This window comes from Bradyrhizobium sp. NAS96.2 (assembly GCF_001908235.1).
Classification (GTDB): Bacteria; Pseudomonadota; Alphaproteobacteria; order Rhizobiales; family Xanthobacteraceae; genus Bradyrhizobium.
In genome coordinates this window covers 22651-36442 of the sequence record NZ_LGHK01000181.1, presented here as the reverse complement: position 1 = coordinate 36442, position 13792 = coordinate 22651, and the positions used below count along the sequence as shown (strand labels likewise).

11 protein-coding genes are annotated in these 13792 nt (G+C 64.6%); 3 read left to right on the top strand and 8 right to left on the bottom strand.

Features of this window, described 5'->3' with window-relative positions; genetic code table 11:
- The 7 genes from AC628_RS31945 to AC628_RS31915 all read right to left on the bottom strand — a co-directional run.
- The coding region (locus tag AC628_RS31945; protein ID WP_074130738.1) for an ABC transporter ATP-binding protein at positions 1–630 on the bottom strand (630 nt) is incomplete at its 3' end.
- Entirely contained in the window at positions 617–1714 is a 1098-nt protein-coding gene (locus AC628_RS31940; RefSeq protein ID WP_245321432.1) for a branched-chain amino acid ABC transporter permease, read from the bottom strand. The genes AC628_RS31940 and AC628_RS31945, both read right to left, overlap by 14 nt.
- A gap of 7 nt (positions 1715–1721) precedes the next feature.
- Positions 1722–2942 (bottom strand): substrate-binding protein, encoded by a 1221-nt coding sequence (locus AC628_RS31935; protein ID WP_074130736.1) that lies wholly within the window; start codon positions 2940–2942, stop codon positions 1722–1724.
- A gap of 5 nt (positions 2943–2947) precedes the next feature.
- Positions 2948–3805, bottom strand: coding sequence for a branched-chain amino acid ABC transporter permease (locus tag AC628_RS31930; RefSeq protein WP_074130735.1), 858 nt, complete (start codon positions 3803–3805; stop codon positions 2948–2950).
- Between the two features lie 36 nt (positions 3806–3841).
- Positions 3842–5356: an amidase gene (locus AC628_RS31925; RefSeq protein ID WP_074130734.1), complete on the bottom strand. Its 1515-nt coding sequence runs from the start codon at positions 5354–5356 to the stop codon at positions 3842–3844.
- Positions 5357–5629: 273 nt separating this feature from the next.
- Complete coding sequence (locus tag AC628_RS31920) at positions 5630–6814, bottom strand: substrate-binding domain-containing protein (RefSeq protein ID WP_074130733.1); 1185 nt, start codon at positions 6812–6814, stop codon at positions 5630–5632.
- 65 nt (positions 6815–6879) lie between these two features.
- Entirely contained in the window at positions 6880–8061 is a 1182-nt protein-coding gene (locus tag AC628_RS31915; protein WP_074130732.1) for a substrate-binding domain-containing protein, read from the bottom strand.
- Positions 8062–8239: 178 nt separating this feature from the next.
- Here AC628_RS31915 and AC628_RS31910 point away from each other — a divergent pair, with 178 nt between their 5' ends.
- A complete protein-coding gene (locus tag AC628_RS31910; RefSeq protein ID WP_038387042.1) occupies positions 8240–8683 on the top strand; it encodes a MarR family winged helix-turn-helix transcriptional regulator in 444 nt (147 codons plus the stop codon).
- A gap of 170 nt (positions 8684–8853) precedes the next feature.
- Entirely contained in the window at positions 8854–9288 is a 435-nt protein-coding gene (locus tag AC628_RS31905) for a VOC family protein (protein WP_074130731.1), read from the top strand.
- 171 nt (positions 9289–9459) lie between these two features.
- On the opposite strand, the gene secA is transcribed toward AC628_RS31905, so the two are convergent.
- Positions 9460–12324: a preprotein translocase subunit SecA gene (gene secA / locus AC628_RS31900; protein ID WP_074130730.1), complete on the bottom strand. Its 2865-nt coding sequence runs from the start codon at positions 12322–12324 to the stop codon at positions 9460–9462.
- Between the two features lie 427 nt (positions 12325–12751).
- On the opposite strand from secA, the gene AC628_RS31895 reads away from it, so the two are divergent.
- Entirely contained in the window at positions 12752–13705 is a 954-nt protein-coding gene (locus tag AC628_RS31895; RefSeq protein ID WP_074130729.1) for a peptidylprolyl isomerase, read from the top strand.
- Positions 13706–13792 lie beyond the last annotated feature (87 nt).

Genomic DNA, 13792 nt, shown 5'->3' with positions numbered 1-13792 from the left:
GCAGATGTCGCGGATGAAATCGAGATCGTGCTCGACGATGACGAGTGAGCAATGCTGCTTGATCGGCTGCAACAATTCGCCGGTGACGCGGCGCTCCTCGAGGCTCATGCCGCCCGTCGGCTCGTTGAGTAGCAACAGACGCGGTCGGCCTGCGAGCGCCATCGCGATCTCGAGCCATTGTTGCTGGCCATGCGACAGCGCCGCTGCGGGATCATGCGCGCGATCGGCAAGCCGGAACTGGGTCAGCATCGTCATCACCTGATCATGCAGTTTCCTGCGGGTGCGCGAGAGCACGAGATCGAACAGCGAGCAATGCGCCTGCAGCGCCAGCAGGATGTTGTCGTACAGCGTCAGCGTCGGCAGCACCGAGGTGATCTGGAATTTCAGGCTCATGCCGGCGCGGGCGCGCTCGGTCGGCGTGAATGCCGTGATGTCAGTGTTGATGAAGTTGACCTTGCCCGTGGTCGGCACCTCGGCGCCGGCGACGCATTTCATCAGCGTGCTCTTGCCCGAGCCGTTCGGCCCGATCAGGCCGTGGAACTCGTTCTCGCCGACGGTCAGCGCCGCACCGTCAAGCGCGGTGAGCTTGCCGAACACCTTGCTGATCCCTGACGCCTCAAGGAGCGGCATTGCCGGACTCCTTACTGGGCGCTTTGCCGAAACTGCCGACCCGTTCGCGCTCGCCGAGCACGAAGGAGATCAGCCCGAGCGGGCGGAACATGATGACGAGCAGCAGCAGCACGCCGAGGATGATCGGCCAGACGTCGCGGTAATTGTCCGACAGCCAGAACGAGACACCCTCGATGATCACGGTGCCGATCACGGCGCCGATCAGCGTGCCGGAGCCGCCGAACAACACATAGAGCACGACCTGGGTCGAGAACACGACACCCAGCATGTTGGGCCAGACGAAGCCTTCGTGGAAGGCATAGAGGCTGCCGGCGAGGCCGGCGATGGTGCCGCCGACCGCGAAGATGATCGCCTTCAGATGCTGCGCCTTGTAGCCGAAGAAGGCGATGCGCTGCTCATTCTCGCGCAGACCGGCAAGCGCGAGGCCAAATTGCGAGCGGACCAGGAAGCGGCAGAGCAGATAGACCACGACGAGGATGCCGAGCACCATGTAGTAGTAGACCGGCCCCTCCTCGAACTCGTAACTGCCGAGGGTGAGCGGCGGGATCGACGGGATGCCGTTCTGGCCGCCGAGATAGTACCAGCCGCGCGCCAGCCGATCCGCGGCATAGGAGCCGGTCAGCGTGCCGAGCGAGACGAAGATCACGCTCGAGGGATAGCGCCCGAGCAGCAGGAAGCCGCCGAGCAGCAGCGCCGCAGTGAGGCCGATCAGCGTGCCGGCGGGCAGGATCAGCAGGATCGAGGTGACGTTGAGATCGCGCGCCATCAGCGCGACGCCGTAACCGGCGGCGCCGAAGAACAGCGCCTGGCCGAAGCTCATGATGCCGGCATAGCCCCACACCAGATCGAACGACAGTGCGAACAGCGCGAGGATCACCACGCGGGTGGCGAACACCGTCAGATAATCCTGCAGCACCCATGGCAGGACCAGTGCGATCAGCAGCACCAGCCCTTCCACGATCGGCAGGACCTTCCATCCTGCCGACGCCTGTCCCGCCGGCGCGCGTGCGGCCGGTGCACTTTCACCCGTCACGACATCTGGTTCCTCACCGACGCGTGCGACGGCCTCGCTTGCTCCACCCATGGATCGCTCAGCACTCCTTGGGATCAACGAGACCGTCGCTGCGCGCCACGATCTCATAGTTCCCGCCTTTGGCAACAGCGGTGTACATCTTCATCTTGCAGTGACGCTTGCCCGGCACCATTTCGGCCGGTCCGCCGGGCCCTTCGGCGATCTTGGCGTGATCGAGCGCGGCCGCGACCGACTCGCGGTCGACCTTGCCGGCTTCCTTGACCGCGGCTTCCCACAGCTTGAGGCCGCGATAGGTTCCGGTGGCGGCGCTGCCGGCCGCGAACAGGAAGTTGCCGGGAAAATCCTTCTCGTAAGCCGCCTGCAGCTTGGCGTCGAACGGATCTTCCTTGGTCAGCACCTTGAAATAGTCGAGGCAGCTCGCCAGCCCCTCGATCTCGTTGGCCTGATTGATGTTGAGCGTGTTCTCGTCATAGTAAACGCAGGCGAGCCGGCCGCCGTTCTTGAGGAAGCCCGCTTCATAGAGCTGCTTGAAGAACGGACCGACGCCCGGCGGGATCACGGTGTTGAAGACGACGTCGACCTTGTTGGAGATGACGCGGTTCACCGTGGCCGAGAAGTCGACCTGGTCGAGCGGGTAATACTCCTCGAACACGACCTCGCCGCCGTTGTCTTCGATCACCTTGCGGGCGTAGACGTTGAGCGTGTGCGGCCAGACATAGTTGGCGCTCGGCAGCGCGAACTTCTTGCCGCCGTTCTTGATCAGCCAGGGAATGAAGGTGTCGCATTGCTGCGCCGGCGTCGGCCCGGTGCAGAACAGATAGGGCGTGCACTCCTTGCCCTCGTAGAGTTGCGGATAGATGTAGAGCGTCTTGCCGCGCGCCACGATCGGGTCCTTGATCGCGTTGCGCATCGACGAGGTGATGCCGCCCAGCACGATGTCGACCTTGTCGCGCTGGATCAGCTTGCGGACATTGCCGACCGCGACCGATTCGTTCGAGGCGGTGTCCTCGATGTAGAGCTCGAGCGGCCGGCCGAGCAGGCCGCCGCCGGCATTGATCTCCTTGATCACCATCTTGGCGACGTTGGCGTCGGCGTTGCCGGCATAGGCGATCGGGCCGGTCAGGTCGGTCGCAATGCCGACCTTGATCGGGCCCTCGGCGGCGTTGGCCCAATCCGGCCTGATCACCCAGCTGCCGACCCCGGTCGCGAGTGCGCCGGTCGCGAAGGCAAAATTGCTCATGAAGCGGCGGCGCGTCAGGTTCATGCGTTCAATCGACATGGTGATTAGACCCCTTTCCCAGCAATGAGGCCTTGCGGCCGGAATTTGATGAAGGCGATGGCGAGCACGAAGACGAGCACGTCGGCGACGACGGGCGACATGACCCATGGCAGCGCGGCGCTGAGCGTGCCGATCACGCCTGCGCCGGCGACCGGACCGATGAACGAGCCGACCCCGCCGACCATCACGGCAACGAAGCCTTGGATCAGGAACCGAATGCCGAGATCGGCGAACAGGCTGAACACCGGCACGATCAACGCGCCGGCGAGCCCGGCCAGCGCCGCGCCGAACGCAAAGGTCGCGCCGTAGATCAACGGCGTCGAGATGCCCGACGCCCGCGCCAGCGCAGGATTCTCCAGCGTGGCGCGAACCCGAAGCCCGAAGCTGGTGCGCGCCAGCAGCAGATAGCAGGCGCCCATCACCAGCAGCGTGATCACGATGATGGTGAAGCGCCAGGCCGAGATGTGGACCGAGCCGAGGTCGATCGAACCGCCGATCGGCTCCGGCACCGTGAGATAGAAGCCGCCGATCAGGCCGCGGACGCTTTCGCGGATGATGAGGCCGAGTGCATAGGTGCCGAGCATCGCCACGATCGGTGCGGCGTAGAAGCGCCGGATGATCAGCGCCTCCAGCACGAAGCCGAGCGCGCCGACCACGAAGGGCGCCGCGATCATGCCGGCCCAGACCGGCGCGCCATGAGCATAGGCCAGGTAGGTCACATAGGCCCCGAGCAGGACGAACTCGCCCTGCGCGAAGTTGAAGATGCCCATCATGCTGGCGATGATGCCGAGCCCGAGCACGACCAGCACGATGATGGCGCCGAAGCTCACGATCTCGAACACCGCGGCGAAGGTGCTAGCCATGGTGTTCGATCCCTCCGGTCTGCGACAAGCGGCGCCTCACATCTTCTTCCAGTCGCCGGCCTGCTCGAACGCGTGCGCGGCGCGGTAGATGGTGGATTCCTCGAACATCCGGCCGACCAGCATCACGCCGACCGGCAATCCGTCGACCATGCCGCAGGGCAGCGACATTGCGGGGTGGTGGGTGATGTCGAACGGCGCGGTGTTGGAGATCATCTCCAGCGCGCGCGCGACATATTCCTCGCGGCTGGCATTGGCCTCGGGCAGTTTCGTCGCCTTCATCGGCGTGGTCGGCATCAGCAGCAGATCGTAGTCCTTGAAGGCCTTGTCGTAGGCCGCGGCGAGCCTTCGGGAGATGTTGAGCGCCTTGCCGTAGAAGCGCGGACCGAAGGTGTTGTTGATGTAGGTGCCGAGCATCATGAACAGCTTGGTGGTCTCGGACAGCGAATCCGCCTGGCGGCGCCAGCCGCGATGGAAATCCATCAGCGAGGTGGAATAGAGGTCGCCGCGGCTGAGGCCATAGCCGTCGCCGAACATCATGGTCTGGGTCAGACCCTCGGTGCCGATCGGCGTCCAGATCGCACCGCCCGCCATGTGCATCGGGATCGAGACATTCTCGACCGACGCGCCGAGATCCTTGAGGCGCTTGGCCGCCTCGCGCACGCTCTCATTCACCGCGGCTTCGGCGGTCGGCTGCTCAAAACCTTCCTTGAGGATGCCGATCTTCATGCCCTTGACGCCCTTGCCCAGCGCCTTGGTGTAGTCCTCGACCTTCGGCGCCTTGATGCGCGGATCGTAGCCGTCGTCGCCGGCCAGCACCTCGAGCAGCAGCGCGTTGTCTTCCACGGTCGCGGTCATCGGGCCGGTGTGGTCGACATAGATCTCGATCGGCATGATGCCGGTGTAGGGCACGAGGCCCCAGGTCGGCTTCATGCCGTAGGTGCCGCAGAATGAGGACGGCATGCGGATCGAGCCGCCCTGGTCGCCGCCGATCGCCATGTCGACCTCACCGAGCGCAACGACGACGCCGGAGCCCGACGACGAGCCGCCCGCCGAATAGCCCATCTTGTGCGGATTGTGCACCGGCCCGTAGGAGCCGGTGTGGCTGCCGCCGGACAGGCAGAAATGTTCGCAGTGGGTCTTGCCGGCGATCTCGGCGCCGGCATCGAGCATGCGCGTGACGATGGTGGCGTCGAAGTCGGGGATATAGCCTTCCAGCGTCGACGAGCCGTTGGTCATCGGCACGCCGGCCAGCATGATGTTGTCCTTCAGCGCCACCGTCTTGCCCTTGAGCTTGCCGGAGGCCGCGCCCTTCACGGTCGACTTGCGATACCAGGCGTTGTGCTTGTTGTCTTCTGGCGCCGGACGATAGCCGGGCGTGCGCGGATATTTCACCTCGGGCAGCTCGTCCGGCATCTGGGCGACAAGGTTGTAGGCCTCGATCGAACCCTGCATCAGGCCGCGGAACGAGGCCACGTCCTCATCGGTGAGTGACAAGCCGCACTGCTCGGCGACGGCGCGAAGTTGTGTTGGCGTGGGAAGGACGACGGTCACGGCGCTCTCCTGAAGTTTTTGATCTTGGATCTGATCCCTCGGCGCAGGGCAGCGAGCTGCGCGTTGACGCCGCGCGAACCGCTCACCCCGCCGCTGTATTGAAAACGGAAATATTTTCCTTTTCAAGTATTATTTCACGAGCTCCCTGTCCCGCTTTGCGGGGGAGGGTCAGGGTGGGTGTCTCAACGAGTGGCATGGTGGAGAGAGTCCCACCTGCATTGCATCTTCGATGCAATGCGACCTCCCCCGCAAGCGGGAGAGGTGAAGAAAGAATCAGATCGCCTTGATCACCCTGAAGTCGAGACCGTCGGCTTCCGCAAGATACATCGGCATCCTGGCGTGGCCGCTGCGCACCGTGACCGGACCGCGCGGACCGCGATAGACGAGGTTGTCGGCTGCCGCGAGCAATGGCCGCAGGTCCAGCGTGCCGGCACGCCTGGCGGCAGCCTCGAGCAGGCAGAAGCCTTCATAGGCGGACTCGCCGCATGACCCGACCGGCGGCGCGAACGCCCCGAACATCGCGCGATAGCGGTCCCTGAATTCGTCGCCGGCCTGCGAGCCGACCGAGGGGAAATAGCCGGAGGCGCAGAACAGGTTCTCGGTCTTGTCGGCGCCGATGCCGAGCAGTGCGGTTTCGTCGAAACAGCCGGCAAAGCGCAGTGTGGTGGCGGCGAGCCCGGCATCGGCGAACGCGCGGTTGAAGGTCACGCTGTCGGTGCCGATCAGCGAGATCAGCACGACATCGGGTTTCGCCGCGCGGATCCGCTCCAGCGCCGCCTCGTGATCGTCCTCGCCGACCGGCACGAACTCCTCGCCGACCACGAGGCCCCCGGTCTCCTTGATGTAGCGTTTCACCGCGCGATGCGACTGCCATGGCCAGACATAGTCGCTGCCGATCAGGTACCAGCGCGAGGCGCGCTTGGCTTCGGACAGCCAGTGGATCGACGGCCGGTTCTGCCAGCGCGGCGTCTCCCCGATCGCAATCACGCCCGGCGTCCGCTCGCCGCCCTCATAGACCGGCGTGTAGATGTAGGGGATCCTGCTGCGGGTGATGAGGCCACGCAGCGCGACACGCACCCTGCTGGTGTGCATGCCCATGATGAGATCGACCTCGTCGGACGCAATCGCCTGCTCGGCGCGGTCGATCACCTCATCGATCGGCCCGCCGGCGTCGTAGACCTGGAACTCGATCTCGCGGCCGAGGATGCCGCCGCGCCGGTTGATGTCGCTAACCGCGAGCTGCGCGGTCGAAGTCGCGGCAGGCCCCCACATCCCGGGCGAACCGGAGCAACAGACGAAGCCGGCGATCCGCAGCCGGTTGCGCGCACCGCGCGGACCGAATCCGCCACGATCCATCGGCGCAAGCGCGCGGTCCGACGCCGCCGACGCCAGGTTCCTGAACAGCAGGGATGGCGGGAACGGGAGGTCTCTTGCCGTGACGTTGAGCGTCGAATGCATACCTGCTCCTGTCTGGCACCGGCGCGCCGCCCCACGGCATCGCCCTCGCGGACGACGGTGCCAAGCTAGATCGTCTTGATCACATTGAAGTCGAGACCGTCGGCTTCGGCAAGATAGATCGGCATTTCGGCGCGGCCGTCACGAATGGTGACCGTGCCGCGCGCGCCGCTGTAGACGAGGTTGCGCGCCGCTGATGACAGCGGCCCTGTCGACAGCGAGCGAGCCCGGTTGGCCGCCGCTTCGAGGAAGCGCATCCCCTCATAGTTCGACTGCCCGACCGAGCCGATCGGCGGCGCGTGCGCCCCGAACATCGCGCGGTAGCTGGTCTGGAACTCGTCATTGGCGCGCGAGCCGACGCAGCCGAAATAGCCGGAGGCGCAGAACAGGTTCTCGGTCGCGTCCGGACCGATGCCGAGCAGTACGGTCTCGTCCATTGCGCCGGCATAGCGCAGCGTGGTGGCGGCGAGCCCTGCCTCGGCGAAGGCGCGGTTGAAGGTGATGCTGTCGGTCCCGATCAGGGTGATCAGCACGACATCGGGCCTTGCTGCGCGGATCCGCGCCAGATGCGGCTCGTGATCGTCCTCGCCGAGCGGGACGAACTCCTCGCCGACCACCTGGCCGCCGGCCTCCTTGATGTAGCGCTTCACCGCGCGATGCGATTGCCAGGGCCAGACATAGTCGCTGCCGATCAGGTACCAGCGCTGCGCCTTCTTGACCTCGGTGAGCCAGTGGATCGCCGGGCGGCTCTCGGCCCGCGGCGTCTCGCCGATCGCCATCACGCCGGGCGTCCGCTCGCCGCCCTCATAGACCGGCGTGTAGACATAGGGGATGCGGCCGCTCGTGACCTTGCGCAGCGCGAGCCGGACCGCGCTGATGTGCGAGCCCATGATCACGTCGATCTCGTCGTAGGTGATCGCCCGCTCGGCGCGGCGCACCACCTCCTCGATCGGCCCGCCGGCGTCGTACATCGACAGTTCGACCTCGCGGCCGCGGATGCCGCCGCGCCGGTTGATCTCGGCGACCGCCAGCATGACGCTGTTGGCGGAGATCGGCCCCCAGATCCCGGGCGCGCCGGAGAAGGTGATGAAATTGCCGATCCGAAGCTTGCCGTCGGTGCCGCCACGGCGCGAGGAGCCCGGCTTGACGGTCAAAGCGAGATCGGCCGCACAGGACGACGGACTTCGAAACAGGTGCGGCGGCGCGACGGGCAAGCCGCCATACGCCTGGTAAGAGACCGTCGAGAGCACGCCAACTCCTGTCTGGGAAGCAATACGCAACGCAGCCAGCGGGCGGTCGCGGCATCCGCCCTTTGGTTGGGGGAATATCCTAGGGGAAAATATTGAATATTCAACAATTGAAGTGCATATAGAAATGGCATGCATTGCCGGACATTCATTCACCGGGTCAGGAACCAGGTCTCACGCCGTGGCTAAACCGCCGAAAGAAAACTCCCCGATCACCGAACACCTCACCTACCTGCTCGCGCAAGCCAACCGGGAGATCAACCGGCAGTTGGAGACGCGGCTGGCCAAGGAAGGCGTGCCGGTCGAGCAGTGGCGCATCCTGAAGGTTCTGTCCGACGGCAACGGCCATTCGATGGGCGAGCTCGCCGATGCTGTGCTGCTCAACCATCCAACGCTGACCAAGATGATCGACCGCATGGTGTCGGACGCGCTGGTCTACCGCGTCCAGGACCCCAAGGATCGCCGCAAGGTGCTGATGTTCGTCTCCGACCGCGGCAAGGCGCTGTGCCGCCGGCTCAATTCGCTGGCGGTGAGCCAGGAGGAGCACATCGTCGAGAGCTATGGCGACAAGTCGACCACCGAGCTCAAGCGCCTCTTGGAAAGCCTGATCGGCAGCGCCAATTGAGGCCGGGCCGGCGGGGCGCCGCCACGATCGAAAATCATCGAAAAAAAGACCGGCAGGGAAATGTCGGGATATGGCGGACCAGTGCGTCCTTTGGGCGCGCCCGTGGCGCAGCCTTCGCGCCTGGGCGCTTTAGGTCCACCTGATCGACAAACTAGCGAGGACATCCCGTCATGCCTTCGATCACACCGTTCCTCTGGCTCGACAACAACGTCCGCGACGCGGTCGCCTTCTACAAGTCGGTGTTCCCGAACGCCGAGATCGAGACCGTCAGCGACTTCATGGCGAGTTTCGAACTCGAGGGGCAGCGATTCTACGCGCTCAATGGCGGGCCGCAGCACAAGTTCAACGAGGCGGTGTCGTTCTTCCTCAGCGTCGAGACCCAGGAGCAGGTGGACTACTTCTGGGGGAAGCTGACCGACGGCGGCCAGGAATCGCGCTGCGGCTGGCTCAAGGACCGCTTCGGCCTGTCCTGGCAGGTGATCCCGACCGCGCTGAGCCGCTATCTCGGCGACCCCGACCGCAGGGCCGCCGATCGCGTCATGCAGGCGATGCTGAAGATGCAGAAGATCGTGATCGCCGATCTCGACAGGGCCTACGCCGGCTGACGGCGATGCGGCTACGATAGTGGCACGTCACCGCTTGCAGCGGCTTACACGTACATGTCGTGGCAGACGGTAGGGTAGGCAAAGCGAACCGTGCCACCCTCGAGAACAACGCAAGACAGGGTGGGCACGCTTTCGCTTTGCCCACCCTACAATCGCGACAATCGCAGCAGGCTACGCGTACCTGCCGTGGCAGTGCTTGTATTTCTTGCCTGAGCCGCAGGGGCAGTCCTCGTTGCGGCCGACCTTGCCCCAGGTTGCCGGGTCGTTCGGATTGCGGTCGGCGGCGGGCATTCCCGGCGCCAGCGAGGCCTGGGCGTAGGTGGCCTCGAGCAGGCTGGCGTGGGCGAACTCGTCCTCGCCGGTGTTGGGATCGAGTTTGTGCGCTTCCATCACCGGCAGCGGCTGCGGCGGCTCGTCCGGCGGCACGATCTCGACCCGCATCAGCTGCGCGGTGACCGCCTCGCGCAGATGCGCGCTCATCTCCTGGAAGAGATTGAAGGCTTCGGTCTTGTACTCCTGCAACGGATCGCGCTGGCCATAGCCGCGCAGGCCGATCACCTGGCGCAGATGATCGAGCATGATCAGATGCTCGCGCCAGAGATGGTCGAGCGTCTGCAGCAGGATGGTCTTCTCGACGTAACGCATCACGTCGGGGCCCCATTGCGCGACCTTCGCCGCCATGCGCTCGTCGACATGGTTCTCGATGCGGTTGAGCAGTTCCTCGTCGGCGATGCCCTCTTCCTTCGCCCATTCGTCGACCGGCAGGTCGACATCGAGCACGCGCTTCAGCTCTTCCTTGAGGCCAGCGGTGTCCCACTGCTCGGCGTAGGCGTGCTCGGGGATGTGCTTGGCGACCACGTCCTCGACGAAGGCGTGGCGCATGTCGGTCACGGTCTCGACCACGCTGTCGTCCTTCATCAGGTCGACGCGCTGGTCGAAGATCACCTTGCGCTGGTCGTTCTGGACGTTGTCGAACTTGAGCAGGTTCTTGCGGATGTCGAAGTTGCGCGCCTCGACCTTCTGCTGGGCCTTCTCGAGCGCCTTGTTGATCCAGGGATGGATGATGGCCTCGCCTTCCTGCAGGCCGAGCCGCTGCAGCATGCTGTCGAGCCGGTCGGAGCCGAAGATGCGCATCAGATCGTCTTCCAGCGACAGGAAGAATTTCGAGCGGCCGGGATCGCCCTGACGGCCGGAACGGCCGCGCAGCTGGTTGTCGATGCGGCGGGATTCGTGGCGCTCGGAGCCGATGATGTAGAGGCCGCCCGGCTTCTTCACGGTCTTGGCCGGCTTGTTGCCCTTGGCGGGTTCGATCTCGAAATCCTCTTCCGCCTTCAGCACGATCTCGCGGAAGCGCTCGATGTCGGCCTTGATCAGCTCGATCTTCTTGGCCTTCTCGGCCTCGTCGGTGATCGCAGCGGTCTCCTGCTGGATCCGCATCTCGAGCGAGCCGCCGAGCTTGATGTCGGTGCCGCGGCCGGCCATGTTGGTCGCGATCGTGATCGCGCCCGGCACGCCGGCTTCCGCGACGATATAGGCTTCCTGCTCGTGGAAGCGCGCGTTCAGCACCGCGAACAGCTTCGCCGGCTTGCCCGCACGCGCCGCGGCATAAAGCTTCTCCATGCCGGATTCGGACGTGAAGTCGATCTGCTTGTAGCCGTGCTTTTTCAGGTACTCGGCCAGCACTTCCGACTTCTCGATCGACGCCGTGCCGACCAGCACCGGCTGCAGCCGCTTGTTGGCGCGCTCGATCTCGGCAAGGATCGCGGCGTACTTCTCGTTCTGGGTGCGGTAGACCTCGTCGTCCTCGTCGAGGCGCGCCACCGGCAGGTTGGTCGGGATCTCGACGACCTCGAGCTTGTAGATGTCGAACAGTTCGTCGGCTTCGGTCAGCGCCGTACCGGTCATGCCGGACAGCTTCTGGTACATCCGGAAATAGTTCTGGAAGGTGATCGAGGCCAGCGTCTGGTTCTCGGGCTGGACCGTGACGTGCTCCTTGGCTTCCAGCGCCTGGTGCAGGCCTTCCGAATAGCGCCGGCCCTGCATCATGCGGCCGGTGAACTCGTCGATGATGACCACCTCGTCGTCGCGGACGATGTAATCCTTGTCGCGGGTGAACAGCGTGTGCGCGCGCAGCGCCTGGTTGACGTGATGCACGACGGAGACGTTCTCGACGTCGTACAGCGAATCGCCCTTGAGCTGGCCGGCGTCGCGCAGCAGGTTCTCGAGCTTCTCCATGCCGCCTTCGGTCAGCGTCACCGTGCGCTGCTTCTCGTCGACCTCGTAATCGGCGACCTTGGTCAGCTGCGGCATGAAGGTGTCGATGGTGTTGTAGAAGTCCGAGCGGTCGTCGAGCGGGCCGGAGATGATCAGCGGCGTGCGCGCCTCGTCGATCAGGATGGAGTCGACTTCGTCGACGATCGCGTAGAAATGCTCGCGCTGGACCATGTCCTCCAGGCGGTACTTCATGTTGTCGCGCAGATAGTCGAAGCCGTATTCGTTGTTGGTGCCGTAGGTGATGTCGCAGGCATAGGCCGCCTTGCGCTCGGCGTCGTCGAGGCCGTGCACGATCACGCCGGTGGTGAGCCCCAGGAAGGCGTAGATCTGGCCCATCCAGCCGGAGTCGCGGCGGGCGAGGTAGTCGTTCACGGTGACGACATGGACGCCCTTGCCGGCGAGCGCGTTGAGGTAGACCGCCAGCGTCGCGACCAGCGTCTTGCCTTCACCGGTCTTCATCTCGGCGATATCGCCCTCGTGCAGCACCATGCCGCCGATCAGCTGGACGTCGAAATGGCGCTGGCCGAGCGTCCGCTTGGCCGCCTCGCGCACCGTGGCGAAGGCCGGAACCAGGATGTCGTCGAGCGTCTTGCCGCCGGCGAGTTGCTGCTTGAATTCGGCGGTGCGGGCCTTGAGCTCATCGTCGGTCAGTTTGACGAGCTCGGGCTCCAGGGCGTTGATCGCGCTGACGCGGGACTGATACCCCTTGACCCGACGGTCGTTGGCGGAGCCGAAAAACTTGCGGGCGAGCGCGCCGATCATGCGAAATTCCTGTTCTTCGGTCTCGAGTTCGGTCTTGGTTCAGTCTTGGACGTCTTGCTTGGAAGTCTTGGATTTTTATCTTGGATTTTTGTCTTGGATTTCAGTCTTGGAATACAGCCTGAGATGGTCCGCCGGATCGCCTATCAACTCACCGTGACGCGCTACGGTTCGAGCCCCGGCCCGGGGCTCCCTAGCCAATTGAGTGGGAAACGGGCCATCCTGGGTTCAACGGCGAAAAACGCAGCAAAATAAGCGCTCTCACTGCTGACACGGTCGGCCAGAGATATGGCCCGGTCGGGGGGTTGTCAACGCCGCCAAGATGTCAAGGAATTCATCATTTTGACAAGACTTTCGCGTTGCCAATGTAACACGATTGGGCGAGTGTCCGCCCCGCTCGAGCTTCCCCCCTTTAGACCAAGGATTTTGCATGACCACCTCGCCTCCGGAAACCAAAACCGGCCTGCGCCTCGGCCTCGCCACCCTGGCCGCCACGGGCTGTCTTGTCGCAGTGCTGGCTGCCGGCCTCCCGGTCCGCGCCGCGGAATCCGACCCGGTGCTGGCGAAGGTGAACGGATCCGAGATCCACGCCAGCGACGTGGCGCTCGCCGAGGAGGAACTCGGCCCGAGCCTGCAGCAGATGGACCCCTCGACCCGCAAGGACAATGTGCTGTCCTTCCTGATCGACATGAAGATCGTGTCCAAGGCCGCCGAGGACAAGAAGATCGAGAACAATGACGACTTCAAGAAGCGGCTCGCCTTCACCCGCAACCGCCTGTTGATGGACAGCCTGCTTGCCAGCGAGGGCAAGGCCGCGACCACCGACGACGCCATGAAGAAGGTCTATGAAGAGGCCGCCAAGCAGATCACCGGCGAGCAGGAGGTGCGCGCCCGCCACATCCTGGTCGAGACCGAGGACGATGCCAAGGCGATCAAGGCCGAGCTCGACAAGGGCGCCGATTTCGCCGAGCTCGCCAAGAAGAAGTCCAAGGACCCCGGCGCCTCCGACGGCGGCGACCTCGGCTTCTTCACCAAGGAGCAGATGGTGCCGGAATTCTCCGCGGTCGCCTTCACGCTCGAGCCGGGCAAGATCTCCGATCCGGTGAAGTCGCAGTTCGGCTGGCACATCATCAAGGTCGAGGAAAAGCGCAACCGCAAGGCGCCCGACTTCGAGCAGGTGAAGGCCCAGATCGAGACCTATGTGACCCGCAAGGCCCAGGCCGACTACGTCGCTAAGCTGCGCGAAGCCGCCAAGGTCGAGCGCATGGACAAGCCGGCCGCGGATGCGGCGAAGGACGCGCCGAAGGCCACCACGGCGCCGGCCGATACGGCCAAGGATGCGCCGAAGCCCGCCGACAACAAGATGGCGCCGGCGAAGAAGTAAGCTTCGCGAAGCTGAACTGATCGAAGTTGCGATGGCCGGGCATGTCCCGGCCATTTGCTTTTGCGGTGGATTTGTAGCCCGGATGGA